The 23,401-nt window shown below is 59.9% G+C and carries 26 protein-coding genes, 2 tRNA genes and 1 pseudogene; 15 read left to right on the top strand and 14 right to left on the bottom strand.

Translation table 11 applies throughout. The annotated features are described in order from the left end of the window. Window positions 1–95: 95 nt before the first annotated feature. Both pyrF and pyrE read left to right on the top strand, forming a co-directional pair. Complete coding sequence (pyrF, locus tag OMP40_RS24855) at window positions 96–839, top strand: orotidine-5'-phosphate decarboxylase (protein ID WP_277535419.1); 744 nt, start codon at window positions 96–98, stop codon at window positions 837–839. Then, entirely contained in the window at window positions 836–1,489 is a 654-nt protein-coding gene (gene pyrE / locus OMP40_RS24860) for an orotate phosphoribosyltransferase (protein WP_277535421.1), read from the top strand. Before pyrF ends, pyrE begins: the two co-directional genes overlap by 4 nt. A gap of 95 nt (window positions 1,490–1,584) precedes the next feature. On the opposite strand, the gene OMP40_RS24865 is transcribed toward pyrE, so the two are convergent. The 13 genes from OMP40_RS24865 to nagZ form a co-directional block, all read right to left on the bottom strand. After that, the gene (locus OMP40_RS24865) at window positions 1,585–2,508 is read right to left on the bottom strand and encodes a glycoside hydrolase family protein (protein ID WP_277535422.1); all 924 of its coding nucleotides are present in this window, start codon (window positions 2,506–2,508) and stop codon (window positions 1,585–1,587) included. A gap of 1 nt (window position 2,509) precedes the next feature. Next, the gene (locus OMP40_RS24870) at window positions 2,510–2,935 is read right to left on the bottom strand and encodes a hypothetical protein (RefSeq protein WP_277535423.1); all 426 of its coding nucleotides are present in this window, start codon (window positions 2,933–2,935) and stop codon (window positions 2,510–2,512) included. Beyond that, the gene (locus tag OMP40_RS24875; protein ID WP_277535425.1) at window positions 2,913–3,467 is read right to left on the bottom strand and encodes a hypothetical protein; all 555 of its coding nucleotides are present in this window, start codon (window positions 3,465–3,467) and stop codon (window positions 2,913–2,915) included. Before OMP40_RS24875 ends, OMP40_RS24870 begins: the two co-directional genes overlap by 23 nt. A gap of 29 nt (window positions 3,468–3,496) precedes the next feature. Then, a complete protein-coding gene (locus OMP40_RS24880) occupies window positions 3,497–3,910 on the bottom strand; it encodes a hypothetical protein (RefSeq protein WP_277535426.1) in 414 nt (137 codons plus the stop codon). 185 nt (window positions 3,911–4,095) lie between these two features. Next, window positions 4,096–4,545, bottom strand: coding sequence for an exosporium protein C (locus OMP40_RS24885; protein ID WP_277535427.1), 450 nt, complete (start codon window positions 4,543–4,545; stop codon window positions 4,096–4,098). An 18-nt stretch (window positions 4,546–4,563) separates the two neighbouring features. Beyond that, window positions 4,564–4,995 carry an exosporium protein C gene (locus OMP40_RS24890; RefSeq protein ID WP_277535429.1) on the bottom strand — a complete coding sequence of 144 codons (432 nt, stop codon included), beginning with the start codon at window positions 4,993–4,995 and terminating at the stop codon, window positions 4,564–4,566. 32 nt (window positions 4,996–5,027) lie between these two features. Beyond that, window positions 5,028–5,477: a hypothetical protein gene (locus OMP40_RS24895; protein ID WP_277535431.1), complete on the bottom strand. Its 450-nt coding sequence runs from the start codon at window positions 5,475–5,477 to the stop codon at window positions 5,028–5,030. A 118-nt stretch (window positions 5,478–5,595) separates the two neighbouring features. Beyond that, a complete protein-coding gene (locus tag OMP40_RS24900) occupies window positions 5,596–6,012 on the bottom strand; it encodes an FtsX-like permease family protein (protein ID WP_277535432.1) in 417 nt (138 codons plus the stop codon). Window positions 6,013–6,082: 70 nt separating this feature from the next. Then, window positions 6,083–7,552, bottom strand: coding sequence for an FtsX-like permease family protein (locus OMP40_RS24905; protein WP_277535433.1), 1,470 nt, complete (start codon window positions 7,550–7,552; stop codon window positions 6,083–6,085). Further along, complete coding sequence (locus OMP40_RS24910; protein ID WP_277535435.1) at window positions 7,527–8,303, bottom strand: ABC transporter ATP-binding protein; 777 nt, start codon at window positions 8,301–8,303, stop codon at window positions 7,527–7,529. Before OMP40_RS24910 ends, OMP40_RS24905 begins: the two co-directional genes overlap by 26 nt. Before the next feature lie 109 nt (window positions 8,304–8,412). Further along, a complete protein-coding gene (locus OMP40_RS24915; protein WP_277535437.1) occupies window positions 8,413–9,333 on the bottom strand; it encodes a sensor histidine kinase in 921 nt (306 codons plus the stop codon). Between the two features lie 188 nt (window positions 9,334–9,521). Continuing rightward, window positions 9,522–10,253: a response regulator transcription factor gene (locus tag OMP40_RS24920; RefSeq protein WP_277535439.1), complete on the bottom strand. Its 732-nt coding sequence runs from the start codon at window positions 10,251–10,253 to the stop codon at window positions 9,522–9,524. A 60-nt stretch (window positions 10,254–10,313) separates the two neighbouring features. Continuing rightward, window positions 10,314–11,399, bottom strand: a complete 1,086-nt coding sequence (nagZ, locus tag OMP40_RS24925; protein ID WP_277535441.1) for a beta-N-acetylhexosaminidase — start codon at window positions 11,397–11,399, stop codon at window positions 10,314–10,316. Window positions 11,400–11,415: 16 nt separating this feature from the next. Between nagZ and OMP40_RS24930 the strand changes: the two genes are divergently transcribed. Next, window positions 11,416–11,685, top strand: a complete 270-nt coding sequence (locus OMP40_RS24930; RefSeq protein ID WP_277535442.1) for a hypothetical protein — start codon at window positions 11,416–11,418, stop codon at window positions 11,683–11,685. A 150-nt stretch (window positions 11,686–11,835) separates the two neighbouring features. On the opposite strand, the gene OMP40_RS24935 is transcribed toward OMP40_RS24930, so the two are convergent. Beyond that, window positions 11,836–13,518 (bottom strand): glutamine--tRNA ligase/YqeY domain fusion protein, encoded by a 1,683-nt coding sequence (locus OMP40_RS24935; protein ID WP_277535443.1) that lies wholly within the window; start codon window positions 13,516–13,518, stop codon window positions 11,836–11,838. 235 nt (window positions 13,519–13,753) lie between these two features. Between OMP40_RS24935 and OMP40_RS40390 the strand changes: the two are divergent. From OMP40_RS40390 to OMP40_RS25000, 12 genes and pseudogenes are all read left to right on the top strand, one after another. After that, a pseudogene (locus tag OMP40_RS40390) lies at window positions 13,754–14,448 on the top strand (ABC transporter ATP-binding protein). A gap of 14 nt (window positions 14,449–14,462) precedes the next feature. Beyond that, complete coding sequence (locus OMP40_RS24950) at window positions 14,463–15,509, top strand: efflux RND transporter periplasmic adaptor subunit (protein ID WP_277535446.1); 1,047 nt, start codon at window positions 14,463–14,465, stop codon at window positions 15,507–15,509. A 3-nt stretch (window positions 15,510–15,512) separates the two neighbouring features. Continuing rightward, the gene (locus OMP40_RS24955) at window positions 15,513–18,395 is read left to right on the top strand and encodes an ABC transporter permease (RefSeq protein ID WP_277535447.1); all 2,883 of its coding nucleotides are present in this window, start codon (window positions 15,513–15,515) and stop codon (window positions 18,393–18,395) included. A gap of 3 nt (window positions 18,396–18,398) precedes the next feature. Continuing rightward, window positions 18,399–19,286 (top strand): ABC transporter ATP-binding protein, encoded by an 888-nt coding sequence (locus OMP40_RS24960; protein ID WP_277535450.1) that lies wholly within the window; start codon window positions 18,399–18,401, stop codon window positions 19,284–19,286. After that, window positions 19,283–20,200: an ABC transporter substrate-binding protein gene (locus OMP40_RS24965; protein ID WP_277535451.1), complete on the top strand. Its 918-nt coding sequence runs from the start codon at window positions 19,283–19,285 to the stop codon at window positions 20,198–20,200. Before OMP40_RS24960 ends, OMP40_RS24965 begins: the two co-directional genes overlap by 4 nt. A gap of 40 nt (window positions 20,201–20,240) precedes the next feature. Then, window positions 20,241–20,837, top strand: a complete 597-nt coding sequence (locus OMP40_RS24970; protein ID WP_277535453.1) for a type 2 periplasmic-binding domain-containing protein — start codon at window positions 20,241–20,243, stop codon at window positions 20,835–20,837. A 168-nt stretch (window positions 20,838–21,005) separates the two neighbouring features. Then, on the top strand, window positions 21,006–21,641 hold the full coding sequence (locus OMP40_RS24975) for an ABC transporter substrate-binding protein (protein ID WP_277535455.1): 636 nt from the start codon (window positions 21,006–21,008) through the stop codon (window positions 21,639–21,641). Continuing rightward, window positions 21,586–22,560: an extracellular solute-binding protein gene (locus OMP40_RS24980; protein ID WP_338131233.1), complete on the top strand. Its 975-nt coding sequence runs from the start codon at window positions 21,586–21,588 to the stop codon at window positions 22,558–22,560. Before OMP40_RS24975 ends, OMP40_RS24980 begins: the two co-directional genes overlap by 56 nt. Window positions 22,561–22,639: 79 nt before the next feature. After that, window positions 22,640–22,804 carry a hypothetical protein gene (locus OMP40_RS24985; protein WP_277535457.1) on the top strand — a complete coding sequence of 55 codons (165 nt, stop codon included), beginning with the start codon at window positions 22,640–22,642 and terminating at the stop codon, window positions 22,802–22,804. A 123-nt stretch (window positions 22,805–22,927) separates the two neighbouring features. Then, window positions 22,928–23,119, top strand: coding sequence for a YycC family protein (locus OMP40_RS24990; RefSeq protein ID WP_277535459.1), 192 nt, complete (start codon window positions 22,928–22,930; stop codon window positions 23,117–23,119). Between the two features lie 80 nt (window positions 23,120–23,199). After that, a tRNA-Met gene (locus tag OMP40_RS24995) sits at window positions 23,200–23,276 on the top strand. 29 nt (window positions 23,277–23,305) lie between these two features. Beyond that, window positions 23,306–23,381, top strand: a tRNA-Ile gene (locus OMP40_RS25000). Window positions 23,382–23,401 lie beyond the last annotated feature (20 nt).

The following is a 23,401-nucleotide window of genomic DNA, read 5'->3' on the forward strand; positions in this document are numbered from 1 at the left end:
TCATCGGCGGCGGATCGGGCTTCTATATGGGCGAAGGCAGGCAAAAAAGCTTTAAAGGGACGTTCAAAACCGAAACGGGAAGGCGGAAGAAGACGATGACGTTAACGCTGACGCGCGAAGAAGCGGCGGGCAGGATCATGGTCGGGCTGGACAAGCCCGACGCCCAGTCCGCGCTGCAACTGGCAGGCAGGCTCGAAGGCACGGGCTGCTGGGTTAAAGTGGGCATGGAGCTGTTTTACGCCGCCGGCCACGAGATCGTGCAGGAACTGAAAAACCGCGGCTTCAAGATCTTCCTCGACCTGAAAATGCACGACATCCCGAACACGGTGCGCGGCGGCGCGCGCAGCATCGCGCGTATGGGCGTGGACATGTTCAACGTGCATGCGGCCGGCGGCAGTGCGATGATGCAAGCGGCGATGCAGGGCGTCGGCGAGGCGGTGGCGGCTGGCGAAGCGCAAGCGGCGCCGCTCGTCATCGCCGTCACGCAGCTGACGAGCACGAGCCGGGAGACGCTGAACGGCGAGATCGGCATCGCGGGCAGCGTAGAGGAGGCTGTCGTGCGCTACGCCGTGCTGGCGAAGCATGCGGGTCTGCAAGGCGTCGTCGCCTCGCCGCTCGAGGTGGAGGCCATCAAAGCGGCATGCGGCGAGGGCTTCCTTGCCGTGACGCCGGGCATCCGCCCGGCCGGCGCGGCGCTCGGCGATCAGGCGCGCGTCACGACGCCGCGGGAAGCGGTCGATGGCGGCTCCGACTATCTCGTCATCGGCCGTCCGATCGTTGCCGCGCCGGATCCGGCGCAGGCGTTGGAATCCATATTGAAGGAGCTGACCGAAGCATGAGCGAATCCGTTAACCTTGCGCAGCTGCCGTCCGTCATCGCGGGCGCGCTGCTCGACATCGGCGCCGTATCGCTGCGCCCCCAAGACCCGTTTACTTGGACGAGCGGCATCAAGTCGCCGATCTACTGCGACAACCGGCTGACGATGTCCTACCCGGCGATTCGCCGCACGATCGCGGAAGGCTTCGCGGCGGTCATCCGCGACAAATATCCGGACTGCGAGGCCGTCGCCGGCATCGCGACCGGCGGCATTCCGCATGCGGCGTGGATCGCCGACATCCTCGGCCTGCCGATGCTGTACGTGCGGGACAAGGCCAAGGGCCACGGCAAGACGAACCAGATCGAAGGTCACTTCAAGCCGGGACAAAAGGTCGTGCTGATCGAGGATCTGATCTCCACCGGCGGAAGTTCGCTCAAGGCCGCTATCGCCGTGCGCGACGCGGGCTGCGAGGTACAGGGCGTCATCGCGATTTTCACGTACCAGTTCCAAAATGCGCTGGACGCGTTCGCGGCCGAGTCCGTGCCGCTCGATACGCTGTCGAGCTACGGCGCGCTTATCGACGTCGCGCTTGCGCGCGGAGCGGTCCGCGAGCAGGACGTGGCGTTGCTGCAGGAGTGGCGCAAGGACCCGAAGGCGTTCGTCTGGGAGTAAAACAATAGGTGGAACAGCCCTTCGCTGCTCCACCTATTTTTATTGTTATCCAAATACATCGTCCGGATTAATCTCGACCTTTCTTTGTCGTTGATTCAAATTGCGCTCGCAAGGTTAATGAACATCAATACGGTGCAAACGCGAAGGCTTGAACGAATAGATAACAACGACAAAGAGAGGTTGATTGAATCATGAACACCGACATCTACCAACAACTGCTGACCGAGACCGAGGATCTGCTCTACCGGGTGCGCATTTACGACCGGGACATGGTTCACACCGACGAAATTATCGAGATGGATCAGACGCATGAGATGATCAGCAGCTTGCGTTGGATGGGCGAGAGCGAGATGTTCCGCACCAAAGCGATCGAGAAGCTCATCCGGATGCGTCACCGCCTGATGACGATGATGGAAGATCTGCTTTTCACGGCTTAATCTTAATAAAAATGAAAAACAAGCGGGTCCAGCGGATTCACCGGGCCGGCTTGTTTTTTTTTGCATCATGATCCGCCTGTATCGTTGAGCGCGTAGCCGATGCTTTTTTTTGTCCGTCGTCTTGGGCGATCCGGTGAACCAGAACTTGTAGCAGACGGCGTCGCCGTGACCGTTGAATCTGGCAGGATCGAATAGCGCCCACGGATTGTAGGTACGCATATTGCGCCAGGCAACGCCGTTAAAATAGTACAAAATCGGGTTCGTTGCGTTTTTGACCCAGTTGAGGCCGTCCGTCGAAGTCGCGCAGCCGATGCCTTCGTAGGATTGGGTATTTCCGCCGCTGTACCACAATTTGTACAGATTGTCCGACAGCTTCAGTACGTTCGCGCCCACGGTGGCATAGCGATAATCCCAATCGTTCACGGTGCCGTGCGGAATAACGACTGCCGGGCCGGCTTTGCTCCAGGTGATCCCGTCCGTGGAGACCGCAAGCGCGAGCTGTTCGAACGAGATGCCCGTAATGTCGTTGCGCGTCACGATACTATAATACATCACATAACGGTTACTCATCGGACTGGCCACATTAAGCGTTGCCGGATTTTCGGGGGAAGTACAACACATCCGCGGGGCCGAAGGATGCGGCGTTATAGGTCGGCGCGCCTCCGACAGGAGCGGCGAACAACGGATTCGCTACGTCTTGAACGATCGGCCGATCCGACGACCAGAACGTGCCGTCGGTCGAATTGGCGGTTCGGATCATGCAGACGTTCGGCGGGGAAGGACAAGCGTTGTAATCGGTAAAGGCTGAATTCCAGTACCAGATGCGATAGGGCTGCCCGATCCCGAATCCGTTCGGATCATAGAGCACGCGCGAATGCCGCGCCGTGCTCACCAGGCCCGTCACATTCGTCTGAAAGGTCCAGTTGATGCCATTCGGGGAGGTCGCATACGCGATGCCGCCCGCGCTTTGATAATCGTACCACATTTTATAAAAAAGCAAAGCCGCCATTCGGCGCAAATCCCGCTGCATCGTAGCGAACCGTCTGATAGTAGGCGTCCGTCGCGGGCGAATAAACCGGGTCGCCCGGGTACTCCGCCCAATGGCACGATGGCAGTCCGCAGGGGGCCGTCGTTACTTGCGTAAGGCCGAAAACCGCGACGGTCGCGTTTTGAGCGTTTTTGCCGGTGACGGTCACGGTGGGCAGGAAGGTAAGCGTCGGCCCCCGGTTCGTAACGGTGCATCGGACGCCGAAGCAGTCCAGATTGGCGAATACGGGGTCGATCGTAAACGTCGAATACAACTGGTTGACGTCTCCGAGCTCGACCTGATAGAGGACGTAAGTATCTTGGCTGCCGAAGCCTGCGCCTGCAGGCGCTGCCGTAAAGGCCTCAAGCACGACGATCGGACTGCCTTCGACCGTTTGGGAGGTGGCCGCATTGTTTTCGACTTTGACGACAAGGGAAGTTACCGGTCTGCCGCCCCCGTTCGAAGGCGCGCGATTTTCGATCAATCCAGTCGACAGTATGACGGGTCCCGCCACAATTTCAACTCCTTTCGCTGGAAAAGCGTCTAAGTGACGGGCAGCACCGCGTACGTGCGAACGATCGTTCCGTCGGCGCTTTTTCCGGTAACCGTAACGGTCGGAATCGACGTGATCAACTGGCCGGACGACGTAACGGTGCAGCGTACGCCGAAGGCGTCCAGATCGGCAAACACATGATCGAGCGTAAACGTCGACATCGGTTGGTTGACATCCGCGAGCGAAATTTGGTTAACGGCGTACGTGGCTTGAACGCCGAATCCTCCGCCGATCTGACGCTCGAAAAACACTTCAATCGCCACGACGGGGAGCCCCTCGGCGGACTGAAGCACGGCCTGATTGTTCTCCACGCGGATAACAAGACTCTGCACCGGCCTAGCGCCCCCGGGCACCGCGGCGCGGTTGTCGATGACGCCTGTCGACAGCACGATAATTTGCGACAATTCGTTCACCTCTCTTTCTTTGCATGCATATTCGCCTCAACGCAATTTAGAACGGAAAAAGGCCCTTGCGCGCAAGAAGTGGATAGCGGTCTGACGACGGCTATGTCGATCTTGGCCAGCAAGGGCAACGTATGCTTCATGTATGGCAGATGCTGCACGTTTAACGCAAAGCGGAACGCATAAAGTCAAACATTGCCGATCGCAAGGCCGGTAAACGTAATCGGACCGATCACATTGGCTGAGGCGGCTGCCGACGCTTCGATGGTCAGATTGTAGACGATAAAGCCCGTAGCCGCAGCAACGTTAAAGTCGATCGTGCTGAACGAAGCGGTGTAAAATCTTTCGGCGAGCGCACCGGACTCCACGTTCAAAGCTTTAGAAAAGATCTGGATGCCGGAACCCACATTGTCCGGAACTCGAAAAACGCGAATCGTAATAGCGGGATTTCCGGCCGTCGCCTGGATGCCAACCGTGCCCTTCAGTTCTACGCGATTGCTTAATGGAACCGGAGGCACGATAAAGATGCCTAAATTGGCCAGCTGCAAGCCAGGCGCCACGGGAATTGTCAACGGCGCGGTACCTCCGAGCACGCTGCTTGGTACACTAGCTTTGTAGTCCAACAGATCGTTGCTCATCCTTCATCACCTCCCCCGTTAATTCGGTACTGGACCGAATGCCAATGCGCTGAGCGTTATCGGTCCGGCCACGGAGGCGGGATCGTTGCTTGACAGCCTGCTCACTGCAAGCGAATAAATATGGGCGCCGACCGGCACGTTAAAATCCGCCGTAATGGCGCGCACGCAATAAAATTGCTCGGCCCCGTTCTGAAGTCCTTGCTGCGATCTGAAAATAAGCGAGCCGTCCCTGAAAAACGAGATGACGACTTGCGGAACGTTAAGCGTAGCGGCGATGCCGATCGTCGCGTCCAGCTCTACCCGGTTATTCGGCGGACTGCCGGCGGGCAGCGCGATCGTGACAGAAGCCAGGACCTGCGTTGACGGCGACAAGGGGATCGTGATGGGCGGCGTGCCCGCCGCGGTTCTCGAAGGCACGCTTGCGGCTGCAGCTAAAATGCTCACGGCCATAGTCGAATGCCTCCTTTCTTCTGCAGAATTTTTTACGTGATAGCCAATCCGCTGAGTGTCACAGGGCCGAACAGTTGTACGGTCGACTGCCCCGCAACCGAGATGATGGCGGATACGTTCAGCAAGTAGACGTGAAATCCGAGGGGCACATTCTGGTCGACCGTGCTGAAGCTGACGTTATAAAAATAGTTGCTGGTCGCCCCGATCGTTTGCGTGCCGAGCTGCGTATTGAAAATTTCCTGCCCGTCGCGATACAAATGAAATTGGAGGGCGTTGTTGAACGTAGGTCCAAGATTTTGAACGCCGACATCGACCGATAACAATACATTGCCGGATGCGGTATCGGCGGATGCTTGGGGAATAAAGATCCCCAGGTCCGCCAGCTGAAGCTGCGTCGGAACCTGGGGAATCGTGACGGGTGCCGCCCCGCCGCTAAAGCTGTCGGGCACGCTGGCGCTATAATCCAGAATCGTGATCGCCATATCAATCACCTCCTATCCGATAAGACAGGTTATGCGTGCGGGGAGGGAATAATTGTGCGAAAACCTTCTTCATTCGGATTTAGGCGAGCCTCAATATATTTGTTCGTCGCCTTCCTTCTTACGAGGTCGCCGAGCGAGCGCCGCTGCGGATGCTCCGCAAATAGGTGGCGCAGGTGACGCCGAAGTAGGCGGCCTGCATGACGAGGTAGATGCCGAATACGACGGCCGCGTATTTAAGGATCGGACTCCCGAGCAGGTTGCCCAGCGCCTGAATGGCGAACAGGGCGTGAACGCTGCCGACGACGCATGGGATCAGGAAGACGAGTCCGACCTGCGTGACGACGATACGCCGGATCTCGGCGGCGGTCATGCCGATGCGGGACAGCGCCTTGAACTGCGCCTGGTCGTCCTGCAGCTCCGTGAACAGCTTGAAGTAGATCAGACTGCCCATCGCGATAAAAAAGAGCAGAGAGATAAACAAGCCGATGAACAGCGTCAGCGAAATCGATTGATTGGTGGACACGTAGCTTGGCACGCGATAAGTCTGCGCTTGCGAGATGAAAGCCGGATCTATGGCTTTGTCGATCTTGGCTACCGTGTCCTCGCTATGCTCCCAGTCGGACCAGTCGTAGCCGTAGCTGACGAGCCGACTCCGGGGGAGCGGCAGAGGCGTTCAACTGTGCATAGCGTGCGTCGTCTACGACGAGCAGGTAGGTCGCGAACAAGACGGGACTTGTCACTGCGCCAGCCAATTGATCGGTCAATTGCAGCTTGAGTCTTTCGTTGCCTATCGAAAGGCGAATCGCGCCGTTCTGGATGGGGCGATAGCTCTCCATTTCTTGATAGGGCAGGATCAGCACGGCCTCGTCGCCTGCGAGAGCTGCCGTCTTGCGGCCAAGCACCTTGGCTTCGCGGTTGTAGTCGCTCTCGGACACGATCATCGCGTCGAACTCGTCTTTTCGGGCCGTCGAGCCTTCCTTGGCGAGATGCTCGCCGAGCAGGCCTGACAGCTCTTGCTGCCGGGTGATATGCAAACCTTCCTCGCGTACGATCCGAACCACCTCCGCGGGGTCGATGACTTGATGGGCGCCTTCGCCGCGTTCGATGAAGCCGATCGCGAATGGCGCATGATCGAGAATTTGCGATTTTTGAAGTTGCTGCAGGACGTAGACGGTGCCCGAGGCCGACAGCACGACCGCGCTCATGACCGTGATGACGAACAGGAGCCGCGCATTGTCTTTCATTTTGTAGACGAGCTGGGAGACGGTCAGCATCTTCGTCCGATCGTAGTAAAACCGTTTGCGCCGCATAAGCAGGCGAAGGATCGCGACGCTGCCTTGGGCATACAAAAAATAGGTGCCGACGACGGTGAGTCCGATGACGGGCAGCGACAGAACCAGAAAGGTGCGGGAGGTCATCGTCATCGCGAGCGCATAGCCGCCTCCAAGCGTCAGAAAACCAAGAACGGCAGCCCAAACGGATAACTTGGGCTCCGGCTTCGGCTTGCGCGCTTCGCGCAGCAGCTCGACGATCTCGGAGCGGCCGACCCGAAAGAGCGTCAGCAGCGTAATGATCATGAATAAGGCGAAAAAGCCGGCCGCCGTCATCCATAAGGCCGCGGGAGGCACTGCAAAGCGAATCGTCTCGCCCGAGCCGAGCAGCGCGCCGAGCGCCAGGAAAAACAGCTTGCTGAACAGCATGCCAAGTCCAATGCCGGCCGCGATGGACACCGCTGCGATGGACGCGCTCTCGTACAGCACCATTTTGCGGATTTGGCCGCGTGTCATGCCGAATAGCGTGAACAGCCCGAATTCCTTTTTGCGCGTCTTCATGAACGCCGAGTTCGAGTAGAGGACAAAGAAAAACGAAAAGACGATGATCAGAAATTCGCAGGCCAGCATGCCTTGCTTCACTTGAAGCGCGCCCTTGATCTCGCCGCTTTGAACGTCGGGATGAAGCAGAAACGCCGCGTAGAGGTAGAAGATGAGGACGGAAAACACGCTGCTTAAAATAAAGGCGCTGTATGCGCGCCAATTGCCGCGGACGTTGCTAAGCGCGAGCGAACGGAACGTCATCGAAATTCCCTCCCAGCACGCTGAGCGCATCCAAAATTTGTTGGAAAAACGCCTGCCGGTTCACGCCGCGGCGAATCTCCGAAAACAGCTTGCCGTCCTTGATGAACAGCACGCGCTTGCAGTAGCTCGCGGAGAACGGATCGTGCGTCACGAGCAGCACGGTCGCGGACAGGCGATCGTTCAAGTCCTGAAGCGCGCTCATGACGTCCTTGGCGGACTTGGAATCGAGGTTGCCCGTCAGCTCGTCCGCGAGCAGCAGCGAAGGTTCGTGGATGATCGCGCGGGCGATCGCGGCCCGCTGCTTCTGACCGCCGGAGACCTCGTAGGTCCGCTTGCTTAAAATGTTTTGGATGCCGAGCAGTTCGGCGATCGGCCGCAGCTTCTGCTCGATGACCGCCGGCTTCGCGCCTTCGAGCACGAGCGGAAGAATGATGTTTTCCTTGATCGGCAGCGTGTCGAGCAGGTTGAAATCCTGGAAGACGAAGCCGAGCTCGCGCCGGCGGAACAAGGCGATGTCCCGCTCGCTCAAGTTTACGGGATTCGTGCCGCCGATCTCGAGCGTTCCGGACGTCGGCTTGTCGATCGTGGCGAGCAGATTGAGCAGCGTCGTTTTGCCGCTCCCCGACGGGCCCATGATGCCGACGAATTCCCCTTTGTCGACGGATAGGTCGATCTGATCGAGCGCGTGATAGGCGACGCCGCCCTTGGCGCCGTATACTTTGGACAAGCCTTGCGTTTTAAGCACTTGCATGCGGGTGAACCCTCCTGCCTGTTGTCTTTATGCTTCAAGTATAGCGGCGTCGGGAGGGCCGGCCCATCGATTTTGCTTTCATTTCCGGCGCTTCAACCTTACAAAATTGTCACGTTTGGACGTTATCCCCGGACAGGCGGTGGATGCCGGACGGACGAAATTCAAGCGTGACGGTCGTGCCCTCGCCCTGCGCGGAGTCGATGCGCAGGCCGACGCCGAGCCGCGCGCAGGCTTGCCTGGCAAGGTAGAGTCCCATGCCCGTCGATTCGCCGGTCAGCCTGCCGTTGCTTCCGGTGAAAAAAGGTTCGAACAGCCGGGGCAGGTCCTCTTCTGCGATGCCGATGCCCTCGTCGGTCATGCGAAGCAGCGCCGACCCGTCCTGCCTTTCTTCGATCCGGATCAGGAGACGCTGCGGGCTTTCGTCCTTTTTGGCATATTTGATCGCGTTGGATACGAGCTGGCCGAGGATAAAGGAAAGCCACTTGGCATCCGTCTCCACGACGGCGTCGCCCTCGAGCGAGGGGAAGATCGAACGCCGGATAAAAGGCCGCTTGTGTTCGACCAGCACCGCGCGCGCGATCTCGGCAAGGGACGCGGCGCGAAACGACGCGTCCAGCTCGAATTTGTCCAGCCTGGACGTGTGGAGCATCATATCAAGACCATGCCGCAGGCGGTCGGTCTCCTCCAGGACGCTGCGTTCGATATCGCGCGTTCCCGCGGCTGCGCCTTGATCGGGATGCCGCTGCATGAGCAGCTCGATGACCGACAGCGGCGTCTTCATCTGATGGACCCAGCGCGCCGTAAAATGACGGTGGAACTCCTGCTGCCTTCGAAGTTCGCTCAGCTCGTTCGCGTGGACCGCGTACAGCCGTTCCAACAGGGCAACCAGCGCCCGCTGCTCGCGCGTCGCGGGCGAGGCGAGCGCGAGCGAGGCGGCAGCGTCGCCGGCCGCCGCTTGCCGCCAGGCTTCGTCCAGCTCGCGCGCGAACGACTTGCGCCGCAGCCAGCCCGCGGTCAGCCATGCGGCCACGACGAGCGCGACGAGCAGCGCGATATAGGCGTCGTCCGCCCAAGATAGCGGCAGGCCGACATTCCATAGCAGAAGCTGGACAAAGGACAGCGCGAGCAGAACCGCGACGGCGAGCGCGGCGACATGGGGGGATTCGGTCGACTGAATAATCCTTTAACGTATACGGGACCTTGCCGTCCGCGCCGCGCTCACTCATGGGCGACCGCCGATCCGCCGTCTTCGGCCGGGTCCGCCTGCAGACGGTAGCCCTGGCCGCGGACGGTGTCGATCGCCTCTTTAAGTCCCAGCTCCTCGAGTTTGCGGCGCAGCCTGGTGACGTTAACCGTAAGCGTATTGTCGTCGACGAACTGGACGTCGTCCCACAGCGCCTCGAGCAGCTCCTCGCGGGAGACGATGCGTCCGGCCTGGCGGAGCAAGGCGTGCGCGAGCTGACGCTCGTTCTTAGACAGCGGCACGCGCGTGCCCCGCCACGACAGCTCGCTGCGGCCGATGTCGAGCGCGAGGCTGCCGGCGGCGACCGTATCGGTGCCGGGCTGCGCCTGACCGCCGGCGTATTCGCCGTAGGCGCGCCGCAGCGCGCTTTTGATCTTGGCCATGAGCAGGTCGAGCGGGATCGGCTTCGCGACGTAGTCGTCGCCCCCGTTTTCGATCGCCATCACCTGGTCCATCTCGCCCGACCGCGCGGACAGGAAAATAATCGGCACATTCGATCGCAGCCGGATCTGCCTGCACCAGTAGTAGCCGTCGAAGTACGGCAAGTTGATGTCGAGCAGCAGCAGGTGGGGCCGCACGTCCTCGAATTCGGCGGCGAGGTCGCGGAAGCGGCTCGCGACATGCGTCTCAAATCCGTACCTTCCGATGTAATCCTGCAGCAGCGCGCCGATTTTCTCGTCGTCCTCGACGATCATGATGCGGTACATGCGGCGGGAGCCTCCTTTATCGAATCGTTTGAACGCTTTGCCTTCTGAGGGCGTCGTCCGCTAACGGTTCGCATTCGTCACGTCGTTCAGCCAAGCTCCGATGTCCGCGTTGAGCGATTGCAGCTCCGGCACGGCGGTCGCAGCGTCGCTAAGCTTGTAGCGCGCCTTCAGCGTCAATATTCGCGTCACGCTCTCGTCAATGCGAGCTTCCGTCAACTTGCCCCCATGAACCGCGTTCAGCAGCGCCTTGTACACTTTGCGTTCGACGTCGTACCCATGGGCGACCAGCAGGATATCGCTGCCGGCCGACACGCTCTTGACGGCGGCGTCCGCCAGATCGTAGTGCTTCGCGATCGCGCCCATCGTCATATCGTCGGTGATGACGACGCCCTTGAAGCCGAGCTTGCCGCGCAGTTGATCGCCGATGATGACTTTGGAAAACGAAGCGGGCGCTTCCGGATCGATCTTCGGGAACAAAATATGCGCGACCATGACGGCGTCCGCATGCTGTCCGATCGCCGCCTGGAACGGTACCCATTCCAGCTTCGCAAGCTGCTCGGCCGTCTTGTTCAGCACCGGCAGGTCGAGATGCGAATCGACCGCCGTATCGCCGTGGCCGGGAAAGTGCTTGACGACGGAAACGACGCCTTCCTCGCGCAGCCCCCGCATGGCCGCCAGCCCCATGCGCGTCGCCAGGCCGGCAGTCGTTCCGAACGAGCGGGTGCCGATCACGGGATTGTCGGGATTGCTATTGATGTCGAGCACCGGCGCGAAGTCGACGTTGAAGCCGGCCGAGCGGACTTCGCGCGCCAGCAGCTCGCCCATGCGCGTCGCCAGCTTTTCGTCGCCCGTTTTTCCGACGACGGCCGCATCCGGTATTTTTTTATAGCTGGACGGCAGGCGGCTGACCTTGCCGCCCTCCTGGTCGACGCTCACGAAGAGAGGCGCGTTGCCGGCTTTGGCATTCGCGGCTTTGATCGCGTTGATGAGCTTCACCGTTTTCGCGACGTCCGCGATATTGTCCTTGTACAGGATGACGCCGCCGATGCGGTCCTCGCGAATCATGCGAAGCGTCGAGGCATCCGGCGCCGCGGCGCCTTCGAAGCCGGCCAGAATCATCTGTCCAATCTTCTCTTCTAGGCTCATTTTTGCGATCCGATCCTTGATCGGATCGGAAGAAGCGGAGCCTTCCGTCGGCTTGGCGGCAGGCGAAGCCGACGCGGAAGGAGAAGGGGACGCGGATGCGCCGGGCGAAGGCTCGGCCGAATTCGAGGCGGAGGGCGAGACGGACGGGGACGCGCCGGGCGTCGTCGCCGGCGCGGAGACCGACGGACTCGCCGGATCGGTCTGGGAAGCGGAGCCCGAAGGGCCGCCGCAGCCGGCCAGAAGCGCGATCGCGGCGGCGGATATGGCTACGGCGCGCAGCGATTGAAGCGGGAAAGACAGCGGCGAACGGACGACTTTGTTGCGGGACATAATGAACCTCCTTTTGATGTTGGGCCGGCTGAGTGAAAAAGCCCCCGCCGCGGTTGCGGCGAAGGGGCTGGATCGGAATATGGGTTCGTCCGAGCTGCGATTCGGATCAGGCTTTGGCGGCGTCGAAGGAGCTCTTGAGCGACACGATCCGGTTGAACGCCGGCCGTCCGGGCGCGCTGTCCTTCGGATCGACGTTGAAGTAGCCGTGGCGGAAAAACTGGAATTTCTCCTGCGCGGCGGCCGCCTTCATGCCGGGCTCGACGAACCCGGACAACGTCTCGAGGGAATTCGGATTGATGCGCTCGAGGAACGACTTGTCCTCCGCGTCGTCCTCGTCGGATTCGTCCATAATAAGCGGCTCGTAGAGGCGAAAGTCGGCGGGAACGGCGTGGGTCGCCTCGATCCAGTGGATCGTGCCCTTGACCTTGCGGCCGGTGAAGCCGGAGCCGCTCTTCGTCTCCGGATCGTACGTGCAGCGAAGCTCGACGACTTCGCCCGCCTCGTTTTTTACGACTTCCTCGCATTTAATGAAGTATGCGTGCTTGAGGCGCACCTCGTTGCCGGGGAACAAGCGGAAGTACTTGGGCGGCGGCACCTCCATGAAGTCGTCCTGCTCGATATAGATCTCGCGGGAAAAAGGAATGCTGCGGCTGCCCATTTCTTCGTTTTCCGAATTGTTCTCGGCATCCAGCCACTCGGTTTGGCCTTCCGGATAGTTCGTGATGACGACCTTGAGCGGCCGCAGGACGGCCATCGTGCGCAGCGCCTTCAGCTTCAGGTCCTCGCGGATGAAATGCTCGAGCATGCGCTCGTCCACGACGCCGTAGCTCTTGGCGACGCCGATCTCGCGGCAGAAGGCGCGGATCGCCTCGGGCGTATAACCCTTGCGGCGCAGCCCCGAGATCGTCGGCATGCGGGGATCGTCCCAGCCGTCCACGACCTGCTCGTCGACGAGCTGCTTGAGCTTGCGCTTGCTCATGACCGTGTTGGTCAGGTTCAGGCGGTTGAACTCGTACTGGCGCGGCACGCTCGGCATCTCGCACTCGGCGACGACCCAGTCGTAGAACGGCCGCTGGTCCTCGAACTCGAGCGTGCAGATCGAGTGGGTGACGCCCTCGATGGCATCCTCGAGCGGATGGGCGAAGGCGTACATCGGATAGATGCACCAGGCGTCGCCGGTATTGTGATGGTGCGCGTGCACGATCCGGTAGATGACCGGATCGCGCATGTTGACGTTCGGCGAGGCCATGTCGATCTTGGCCCGGAGCACCTTTTCCCCGTTCGCGAACTCGCCGTTCTTCATGCGCGCGAACAGCGCGAGGTTCTCGTCCGGCGTGCGGTCCCGGTACGGACTGGGCTTGCCTGGTTCGGTCAGCGTGCCGCGGGATTCGCGAATCTCGTCGGCGGATTGGTCGTCCACGTAAGCGAGTCCCTTGCGGATGAGCAGCAGCGCGCGCTCGTACATCTCGCCGAAGTAGTCCGACGCGAAGAACAGCCCGTCCCACTCGAAGCCGAGCCATTTGACGTCCTGTTTGATCGATTCGACGTATTCGACGTCTTCCTTGACCGGATTCGTGTCGTCGAAACGAAGGTTCGTGCGGCCCTTGAATTCGTCGGCGAGCTCGAAGTTCAGGCAGATCGACTTCGCGTGGCCGATGTGCAGGTAGCCGTTCGGCTCCGGCGGGAACCGGGTGACGATTTCTTTGACGCGGCCCGCTGCCAGATCGTCGATGACGATGTTCTTAATGAAGTTGGAGGATGAAGTTTTATTATCGGCTGTTTTGTCCACGGCGACCCGACCTTTCTATGCTGCGAGGTTATTTATTCATGATACACAATTATACCCTTCCTTATAAAGACTTTGGTCAAAAAAAACGGCGCGGCGAAGGGAGATGCGCCCGAATGCCAAAACTTTCAGCATTTTTTCAGATTTCTCATAAATTTAATCTAAAGACGTAACTTTTTCTCGAAACGTCTCGTTATAATGTTGAACTGTAATATGGCAGACCGAGGGAGGAAAGGCAATGGATGTTCCCGAGCGGCAGCCGCTGCTTAGCGTCAGGGGCGTGGAGCGATCCTTCGACGTCGGCGGACAGAAGCTGCGCGTGCTGAAGGGCATTAATCTGACCCTCGAGCCGAACCAGCTGATCATGCTGAAGGGCCGATCCGGTTCCGGGAAGACGACGCTGATGAATTTAATGGGGGGGCCTCGACAGGCCGACAGAGGGAGAGATTTTTTTTCAAGGCAAGCCGTTTCACCAATGGAACGACGACAAGCGGACGGAGATCCGCCGCAAGGATATCGGCTTTATTTTCCAGGCCTACGCCCTTATGCCCTTGTTATCCGCCTACGAGAACGTCGAACTGTCGATGCGAATGGCCAAAAAAGCCGCGCGGCGAATGGAAGTCCCGGGTGACCGCCTGCCTTGAACTCGTAGGACTGGGGAAGCGGATGCACCACCGGCCATTCGAGATGTCAGGAGGCGAGCAGCAGCGCGTCGCGATCGCCAAGGCGATCGCGCATCGGCCAAGCCTGCTGCTGGCCGACGAGCCGACCGCGGAGCTCGATTCGCAGATGGCGGCGCAGGTCATGGCGGTATTCCGGGAGATCGTCCGCACGGAAAATGTCACGATCTGCATGACCACGCACGATACCACGATTATGGAGGTTGCAGACCATGTCTATGAAATGGTGGACGGCGTCTTCGTCGCAGGCTAAAAAAGAAAAGCGGCATGCGCCGCGCCGCGGGCATTCTGGCAGCCGTCGCCCTGTCCACGGCCGTAGCCGGCTGCTCGCTGCTGCCGGACGAACCCGAAGAAGAGGATCTGTCGCAGATCCAGCTGCCGGAGATTTCGAAGAAGCCCGAATACGAGGTGACGACCAAGACGCTCGAGACGACGGTGTCCGGTTCGGGCAAAATTTTGTCCACGCAGGAGAAGACGCTGTACTACTCCGCCAAGGCGATGGAGGGCATGCGTCTTAAAAAGTTGTACATACAGCCCGGCGACGTCGTAAAGGCCGGCCAGACCGTTGCGGAGCTCGACGTCGAGGACATGAAAAAGCAGCTGCGCGACCAGCGTCTCCAGTTCCGGCAGCAGGAGCTTCAAATGAAGCAGACGCTGCGGGACAAGGACGAGATGGACCCGATCGACTTCGAGCAGAAGCAGATCGCGTTCGAAGAGGCGCGGCAGAAAATCAGCGACCTGGAGGCCGACATCGCAAGCGCGGTGCTGACGGCGCCCTTCTCCGGTACGGTCGTATCGGTCAGCGTCCAGGAGGGCGCGGCGATCAAAGTATACGATCCGCTATGCGTCCTTGCCGACCCTAGCAGCCTGATCGTCGCGGGCGAGATGGCTTCCGACGATCTTCAGCAGGTCGCGGTCGGCATGGAGGCGACCGTCGATATCAACAGCGCCGGCACCGTCAAGGGCAAGATCAAGTCGCTGCCCGTACCCAAAGCAGACAATGGGAACGGAGGCGGCGGGCAGGGACCGAAGGTCACGAATCTCAGCGACTACCTGCTAATCTCGGTGGCGAAGCTGCCGGCGGGGGCGGCACGCGGCACGCCGCTCAGCTTTTCCATCGTCGTCGACCGCAAGGTGAATGCGGTCGTCATCCCGCGTTCGACGCTTCGCACGGCCGGCGCGCGGACGTACGTGCAGGTCGCCGAAGCGGACGGCAGCAAGCGCGAAGTCGACATCGAGGTCGGCCAGCAGACGGCGACCGATATCGAAGTGCTGTCAGGTCTGACGCCGGGACAGAAAGTCGTAGGCTCCTAAGCTATGGCGCTCATCCGGTTCTTATTCCGCAAAATGTGGAACACCCGCTGGCTCACGCTCAGCACGCTGGCGGGTCTGCTCGTGGCCGTCGCCTTCACGACGAGTATCCCGATGTACGCGGACGGCGCGCTCAAGCGGGTCGTCGCGAACTCGCTGAAGGAGAACAGCCAGGGGCTGCCGGCAGGCTCGCTGCTCTTCCGCTATCAGTCGAGCGACGGCAAGACCGATCCGGCGAGCTTCGCCGCGGTTGACCGCTATATTAATGAAGAAGTGCCCGCGCGCGTAGGCTTCCCCAAAGAAGCCGATCAGCGGAGCCTGTCGATCCGTTCGGCGGAGGTGCAGCCCGAGGATCCGGGCAAGGTCGACGCGAGCCGCACGCGCAAGATGACGATCTCGTCCTTCGGCGGTCTGAAGGGTCAGGTCGAGATGGCCGGCGGCAAGTGGTTCGCGGACCGCGCGGGTTCGGACGGCACGCTTCAGGCGGTCATGATGGAGGAGGCGATGCTTCGCCTCGATCTGCATGTCGGCGACGTGCTCCTGTACCCGATCTACGGCGGGTTGAATCTGACGCTGCGCGTCGAGATCGTCGGCAGCTTCAAGCCGAAGGCGGACTCGGCCTCGTACTGGTACCAGGGCCTCGATACGCTGCTCGGCACGCTGTTCATCGCGGAGCCGGCCATGCTCGAGGATCTCGTGGCGAAGCAGAAAATTCCGCTGCAGATCGCGGCCTGGTACTCCGCCTACGACCTGCGGAACATCCAGACCAGCCAGCTCACGCCGCTCGCGCATACGCTCTCGCGGGCGGACATCGAAGCAAATCAGCTGCTTAAGGATACGCAGGTCGTCATCTCCTTCGCGGAGATGTTGAGCGAGTTCCGCAAGCAAAGCGTGCAGCTGCAGACGATGCTGTTCACGCTTGCGGCGCCGATGATCGCGATGGTGTTCTACTTTATCACGATGAACGCGCAGCAGTCGCTCGAAAAGCAGCGCTCCGACATCGCGGTGCTGCGAAGCCGGGGGGCGGGGACGCGGCAGATTTTCCTGCTCTTCCTGCTCGAGGGCATCCTGCTCGGCGTCGTCGCGCTAGTCACAGGGCCGTTCATCGGCTGGTACATGGCGAAGAGCATCGGCTCGGCGAGCGGCTTCCTCGAATTCGTCAACCGCAAGTCGATCCCGGTCGGCTTCTCGTCGGATAGCGTGCTGGCCGGCGCGGCGGCCGTCATTGTCGCGATCGGCGCGGCCGTCATCCCGGCGCTCGTATTCACGCGCACGTCGATCGTCGATTACAAGCGCAAAATGGCGCGCGGCGACCGCAGGCCCTTCTGGCAGCGCTGGTTCCTCGACGTCGTGCTCGTCGGCGTGGCGGCGTACGGCTGGTACCTTTTCAACGAGCGGCAGATGATCTCGTTCAAGACGGGCATGACGACCGACCAGCTCAACGTACAGCCTTTCCTGTTCTTCGTGCCGGCGGTCAGCATCTTCGCGGCGGGTCTCGTGTTCCTGCGGCTGTTTCCGTTGCTGCTGGCGCTGTTCGGCTGGCTGGGCCGCTCGTTTTTGCCCGTGCCGCTCTACCTGACGCTGACGCAGCTGTCGCGTTCGGCCAAGTCGTATTATCCGCTCATGATTCTGCTTATCCTGACGCTCGGCCTCGGCGTGTACAATGCGTCCGCGGCCCGCACGATCGGGCTGAATTCGGAAGAGCGCATCCTATACCAGCACGGCGCGGACGTCGTCATCTCGGCAGCCTGGGAGGGCAACGCCGAAGTGTCGCAGCCGTCGGGCGGCGGATCGGGCGGAGGAAGCGGCGGCGGCTCTGGGGGCGGATCGGGCGGCGGCGGTTCAGGCGGCGGCGGTGGCGGTGGACAATCGCGCCCGCTGCCGACCAAGATCAACTACAACGAGCCGCCGTTCGAGACGTTCCGGCAATTGCCGGGCGTCGTGCATGCGGCCCGGGTGCTGCAGGCGAAGGCGAGCCTGACGGTCGCCGACCGGACCGCTGGCCAGGCGACCATCGTCGGCATCGACAACGTCGACTTCGCCCAAGTGGCCTGGTACCGCAAAGACCTGTACCCGGCGGGCTTCTACAAGTACTTGACCGTCATGGGCAGATCCGCGGGCTACGCGCTCGTCTCCAGCAACCTGGCTAAAAAGTACAATCTGAAGCCCGGCGACCAGATCGACGCGATTCTGCAGGACCAGAAGATTCCGTTCATCATCGCGGCGTCGCTGCCCTACTGGCCGGCGCAGTACCCGGACGAATCTCCGTTCCTGGTCGCCAATCTCGATTACCTTTACGACAACATGCCGCTCATCCCTTACGACGTCTGGCTCAAAATGGATCCCGACGCCAAGACGGCGCCGCTCATCCCTGCGCTGCAGAAGAAGGGCGTGGAGATCGCTTCGATCTCCGACGCCCGCAGCGACCTGATCGCGCAGAGCAAGCATCCGGCCCGCGGCGGCGTGTTCGGCATCCTGAGTCTCGGATTCATGGTCACGATCATCGTCACGCTGTCCGGTTACATCCTTTACTGGTTCTTTAACCTGTCGGGACGGATCGTGCAGATCGGCATCCTGCGCGCGATGGGATTGTCCAGGCGCCAACTGACCGGCATGCTGCTGCTCGAGCAGGTATTCACGGCCGGGCTGTCGATCGGGCTTGGCATCGGCATCGGCAAGCTCGCGAGCCTGCTGTTCCTGCCGTTCCTGCAGACGACGGACAATACGGCCGGCCAGGTGCCGCCGTTCCGCGTCATTTTCGAGCAGACGGATACTTACCGCCTGTATATCGTCGTCGGCTTCATGATGCTGATCGGCATTCTGATGCTGGTCACCCATATCCGCCGCTTGCGCGTCCATCAGGCCGTCAAGCTGGGAGAGGAGCGCTAATCCATGATCGATTGCGAAGGACTCGTCAAGATTTACAAGACCGACGATCTGGAAGTCGTCGCCCTGCAGGGGCTCAACCTGTCCGTCAAGGACGGCGAGATGATGGCGATCATCGGCAACAGCGGCAGCGGCAAGTCGACGCTGCTCAACATCCTGGGCGGGCTGGACCGGCCGTCCGCGGGACAGGTACGGGTCGGTCCCTGGGATCTGCTTAAGGTATCGGACCATGACCTGGTGAAGTACAAGCGCGAGACCGTCGGCTTCATCTGGCAGAACAACGCCCGCAATCTGCTGCCGTATTTGTCGGCGCTTGAGAACGTGGAGATGCCGATGATGTTCAACGGCAAGGTGGATCGGGCTTACGCCAAGCAGCTACTGGAGTGGGTCGGCCTCAAGGACCGGATGCACAACAAGCTGACGCAGCTATCCGGGGGGGAGCAGCAGCGGGTCGCGATCGCGATCTCGCTGTCCAACCGCCCGAAGATGCTGCTGGCCGACGAGCCGACGGGTTCGGTCGACTCGCGGACGTCCGACATCATCATGGACATCTTCCGCAAGTTCAACCGCGAGCTTGGACTGACGATCGTCATCGTCACGCACGATCTGTCGCTCGCCGGCAAGGTCGACCGCGTCGTCGCGATCCGCGACGGACTGACGAGCACCGAGTTTATCAAGCGCAATCCGAACCTGGACGGCGCGCCGCCGCTCAGCGGCGTGGGGGTGAACGACGACGTGCACGAAGCGTTCGTCGTCGTGGACCGCGTCGGACGGCTGCAGGTGCCCAAGGAATATTTGAAGCAGCTCGAGATCGGCGACAAGGCAACGATGGAGTTCGACGGAGACAAAATCGTCATCCGCGCACCCAAATCAAACGAGGGGGAATCCGCATGATGGACCAAAGAAAGAGAACCGTAAGACGCGTCGTGGCCGGCGGCCTGACGCTGAGCCTGCTCGTTCCGCTGCTCGCGGCGTGCAACGACAAGAGCGAGGACGATCCGAACAATCGCCGCACGCTGCGCATCGGCATGATGTACGGCAGCTCGCAGGACGAATCGTATTATCGCCAGCAGTACACCGACCTGTTCGAATACACGCATAAAAACATCGATATCGAGCTCGTTCCCGCGATCGACTGGTCGGAGCAGCAGTTCGAAACGCCAGACAAGCAGCAGAACGTCGACCAGCTCGCCAAGGTCAAGGAAATTATGACGGGCGCCAACCCGGTCGACATCATGATCGTCGATTCCACGTCGATGCTGAGCCAGCTCGTTCAGGAGAACATGCTGAAGCCGCTCGATCCGCTCATCAAGGAAGACAAAATCGATCTGAGCGACTACGTGCCTTCCGTCATCGACGGCATCAAGGAGGTCGGCGACAACCAGTTGTTCGCCCTGACGCCGACGTTCGTGCCTTCCGCGCTGTTCTACAACAAGACGCTGTTCCAGAAAAACAACATCGAATTGCCGCGCGACGGCATGAGCTGGGACGAAGTGATCAACCTGGCCAAGCGGTTCGGCGACGGCAAGGGCGGCAAGGACGCGACGTTCGGCTTCTCCTTCAACCAATGGGGAGGGAGCGACGGCTTCTCCGACATGACGCAGTATGCGGCGCCGCTGGGCCTGCGCGTTTACGACGAGAAAGGCGAAAAGATGCTCGTCAATACGCCGCAATGGGAAAAGGTATGGACGACGATCGCCGATCTATACAAGAAGCACGTCGTGCCGACGCAGGAAGACATGCAAAAGATTTACGAGGCGCAAAGCAAAGACGTCGTCGGGGGGCGGCGACGGCGGCCAAATATATAACCCGTACCAGAACCAGCTCTTTTTCTCCGGCAAGCTGGCGATGGTGCTCGGACAGTATTACATGCTGAACGATCTTGAGACGTACAACAAAAACTATGAAAAGCTCAAGATGACGAAGCTCGATTGGGACGTCGTGACGGTGCCTCAGTTCGTCAACGAAGCGCCCGGCATCGGCACGAACATCACGCTGAGCGCGTTGACGAGCATCAATGCGAAGGCGGCCAATCCGGACGACGCATGGGAGTTCGTCAAGTTCATGAACGGCGAAGACTGGGCGAAGCTGAAGTCCCGCAGCAGCTACGAAATGACGGCACGCAAGTCGTTCATCAAGCCGCGCGACGGCATGAGCTACAACATCAACGCCTTTACGCAGTTGAAGCCGGCGCCTCAACAGTCCCTGGCAGACGCCAAGCTGATGCAGGAGCGTCCGAACCTGAACTTTATCAACCAGCTCGGCAGCTCCGAATTCCAGCAGGTGATGAGCGGCAAGCTCTCCGTCAAGGAAGCGCTCAAGGAATACGAAGAAAAAGGAAACGACATGCTGCAGAAGATCAAGCTGAATCCGAAAGGACAGTTCGATCCGGGCATCGGCGGGGACGTTTACGGGGGCGGCGGCGTAGTAAGACCGCTTGACTGATCTTAACGAACTTATAAACAATAAATATTCGGATGAAGTTGCGACTTCGCTTTTCACCATGAACGACTCACATTGCGCGATCAGTCACCGATGGGCTGATCGCGCTCTTTTTTACCGTTGTACGGAATATATTTCCGATTAAGGAAGCTGAAAGGGGACTTCTTCAGGATGAAGAAATTCAACAAAAGCTGGAGCTTTGCGATGGCATCGCTGCTTGTAGCCGTACCAGTGCTCGGCGCTTGCACGGATGGCCCGGAGCGCAGCGACAAAGAGCGCAGAACGCTTAGGATCGGCATGGTGTACGGGAGCAAGGATAACGAGTCGTATGTCCGTCAGCAGATGACCGACATGTTCGAGGTAGACCACGGGAACATCGACGTCGAGTTCGTATACGGAATCGACTATAACGATATGCGGTTCGCGACGGACGAAGAGCGCAAAAATCAGAACGTCGACCCGCACGCGAAATTGAAAGAGCTGATGGAGGGCGACAATCCGCCGGACGTCGTCATGACCGATATCGTCTCGATGAAGAAGCTGTCGTCGGAAAATCTGCTCAAGCCGCTCGACGACTACATCAAGCGGGACAAGGTGAATCTCGACGATTTTTTGCCGGCCGTCATCGATACGCTCAAAGCGCAGGGCGACGGACAAATTTACGGGCTCTCGCCTACCTTTTCAAGCACCGCATTGTTTTATAATAAAAAAGTTGTTTGCCGATGCCAAGATCGCGCCGCCTACCGACGGCATGACCTGGAACGAGGTGTTCGCGCTCGCGCAGTCCCTGAAGAGCGGCAAGGATAAAGATGCCGTATACGGATTTTCCTTCAACACTTATGGCGGCGGGGTGAGCTTCTACGACGCTCAAAACGCGTACGGAGGCTCGTCCAAGATGCGCATTTTCGATGCGGCCGGCGAGAAAATGACCGTGCACACGAAGGCGTGGGCGGACGCGTGGTCCAAGCCGATTCAGCTTTACAAAGACAAGGTCATTCCGCGTCAGGAGGACATGCAGCCAACTGCCTCGATGGCGTCTGGCGACGGAAGCTTCGCCTACAATCTTTATCAAGGCAACGGCTTTATCGGCGGGAAAATCGCAATGACGGTAGGCAGCTATTATATGGTCAACGATCTGATCAACTACAACAACAACGTGAGCAAAATGAAAGACGCCAAGGCCCTCGATTGGGACGTCGTCACGGCACCGCAGGTCGAGGGCGGAGACGTGAGCGGGTTGTACCTGTCCAATCTCGCGTCGATCAACGCGAAAAGCGCGAATCCGGACGACGCATGGGCGTTCATCAAACATCTGAACAGCGAAGACGTGGCGAAGTTCAAGGCGAGGAGCCAGGGCGAGCTCAGCGTCCGCCAGAAGTTCATCAAGCCCAAGGATGGAGCGAACTATCACATCGAAGCATTCACGAACGTGAAGGCGTACAGCGGCGATCTGAACGAAGCCGATCAACAGCTGTATCTGGAGCGGCCGAACCTGAATCTGGTCTCGGAGCTCGGCGGCTATTTGTTTCAAGAGGCGGCGGACGGCAAGAAGACCATCGACGAGGCGCTGGCCGAATGGGATCGCAAAGGCAACGAGCTGCTGCAGAAGATCAAGCAAAATCCGAAGGGCGATCTGTCCGCCGAGCTGCAGGAATACAGGGATGCCGCGCAATCGGGCATGAAAAACATCCTGCGGGCGGCTGCCGGGGAAGCGGTGGCGGAGTAAGCGTGCCAAGGGGTTAATCCGGGTTTAAAACGAGCATCCTATACCCATAACGACCACAATCCGGAGGGACGGATCGGGCATGAATTGGGTGTACTGGTCGCGGCTGTACGACAGCAAATTCCAAGCGGGCTGCCTCGTGCGCCGCATCGAAAGCGACGGCTGGCTGTTCGGCGTCGAAATGCCGAGGGAAGTCGAAGTGTACCGTTCCAGAAAAGGGAAGTTCGGCGTTCGGTACATGCCTTGACATGAATTGCGCAGGACCTGCTGCAGCCGACGGTTGCGGCGGGTCCTGTTGCTGTGGTATCGTCGATGGGGATGTCGACGGAATCGCCGTGTCGGCACGACAGTTTCGATAGGAGGGAAAGCAATGAGGAGAATGCCGCTGTCCGCGGATACCGCGCAGAAGCTGGCCGCGCATTTGAAGGTGCCGTTGGAGCATCTGATGCATATGCCGCAGCATATTTTGCTGCAGAAGCTGGCTGAGATGGCCGAGAAAGAAGCAGGCGCAGCGTCTGAGAACGGGACCAATGGAAATCCGGAAAAAAATAATAATGAATAACGAATTTTTCTTGACGGATTGCCGGCCTATGCGGTATATTAATTCTTGTCGCCATTGAGGGACACTTGATCGATTTACGACGCGGGGTGGAGCAGCCCGGTAGCTCGTCGGGCTCATAACCCGAAGGCCGCAGGTTCAAATCCTGCCCCCGCAACCAATTTTAGTTTCCTCGTAGGATCATGACGAGGGCCCTTAGCTCAGTGGTTAGAGCTGTCGGCTCATAACCGATTGGTCGGGGGTTCGAGTCCCTCAGGGCCCACCACAGCGAGGAACGGTCAAGCT

This window comes from Cohnella rhizosphaerae, from assembly GCF_029525575.1.
GTDB classification, from domain to species: Bacteria; Bacillota; Bacilli; order Paenibacillales; family Paenibacillaceae; genus Cohnella; species Cohnella rhizosphaerae.

Excerpts from the sequence above, each read along its gene's own strand:
- pyrF (WP_277535419.1), top strand. The coding sequence starts at position 96 with ATGACGTTAACGCTGACGCGCGAAGAAGCGGCGGGCAGGATCATGGTC.
- pyrE (WP_277535421.1), top strand. The coding sequence starts at position 836 with ATGAGCGAATCCGTTAACCTTGCGCAGCTGCCGTCCGTCATCGCGGGC.
- OMP40_RS24870 (WP_277535423.1), bottom strand. The coding sequence starts at position 2,935 with ATGGCGGCTTTGCTTTTTTATAAAATGTGGTACGATTATCAAAGCGCG.
- OMP40_RS24885 (WP_277535427.1), bottom strand. The coding sequence starts at position 4,545 with ATGAGCAACGATCTGTTGGACTACAAAGCTAGTGTACCAAGCAGCGTG.
- OMP40_RS24890 (WP_277535429.1), bottom strand. The coding sequence starts at position 4,995 with ATGGCCGTGAGCATTTTAGCTGCAGCCGCAAGCGTGCCTTCGAGAACC.
- OMP40_RS24895 (WP_277535431.1), bottom strand. The coding sequence starts at position 5,477 with ATGGCGATCACGATTCTGGATTATAGCGCCAGCGTGCCCGACAGCTTT.
- OMP40_RS24905 (WP_277535433.1), bottom strand. The coding sequence starts at position 7,552 with ATGACGTTCCGTTCGCTCGCGCTTAGCAACGTCCGCGGCAATTGGCGC.
- OMP40_RS24910 (WP_277535435.1), bottom strand. The coding sequence starts at position 8,303 with ATGCAAGTGCTTAAAACGCAAGGCTTGTCCAAAGTATACGGCGCCAAG.
- OMP40_RS24920 (WP_277535439.1), bottom strand. The coding sequence starts at position 10,253 with ATGTACCGCATCATGATCGTCGAGGACGACGAGAAAATCGGCGCGCTG.
- nagZ (WP_277535441.1), bottom strand. The coding sequence starts at position 11,399 with ATGAGCCTAGAAGAGAAGATTGGACAGATGATTCTGGCCGGCTTCGAA.
- OMP40_RS24950 (WP_277535446.1), top strand. The coding sequence starts at position 14,463 with ATGCGCCGCGCCGCGGGCATTCTGGCAGCCGTCGCCCTGTCCACGGCC.
- OMP40_RS24955 (WP_277535447.1), top strand. The coding sequence starts at position 15,513 with ATGGCGCTCATCCGGTTCTTATTCCGCAAAATGTGGAACACCCGCTGG.
- OMP40_RS24960 (WP_277535450.1), top strand. The coding sequence starts at position 18,399 with ATGATCGATTGCGAAGGACTCGTCAAGATTTACAAGACCGACGATCTG.
- OMP40_RS24965 (WP_277535451.1), top strand. The coding sequence starts at position 19,283 with ATGATGGACCAAAGAAAGAGAACCGTAAGACGCGTCGTGGCCGGCGGC.
- OMP40_RS24970 (WP_277535453.1), top strand. The coding sequence starts at position 20,241 with ATGGTGCTCGGACAGTATTACATGCTGAACGATCTTGAGACGTACAAC.
- OMP40_RS24975 (WP_277535455.1), top strand. The coding sequence starts at position 21,006 with ATGAAGAAATTCAACAAAAGCTGGAGCTTTGCGATGGCATCGCTGCTT.
- OMP40_RS24980 (WP_338131233.1), top strand. The coding sequence starts at position 21,586 with ATGACCTGGAACGAGGTGTTCGCGCTCGCGCAGTCCCTGAAGAGCGGC.
- OMP40_RS24985 (WP_277535457.1), top strand. The coding sequence starts at position 22,640 with ATGAATTGGGTGTACTGGTCGCGGCTGTACGACAGCAAATTCCAAGCG.
- OMP40_RS24990 (WP_277535459.1), top strand. The coding sequence starts at position 22,928 with ATGAGGAGAATGCCGCTGTCCGCGGATACCGCGCAGAAGCTGGCCGCG.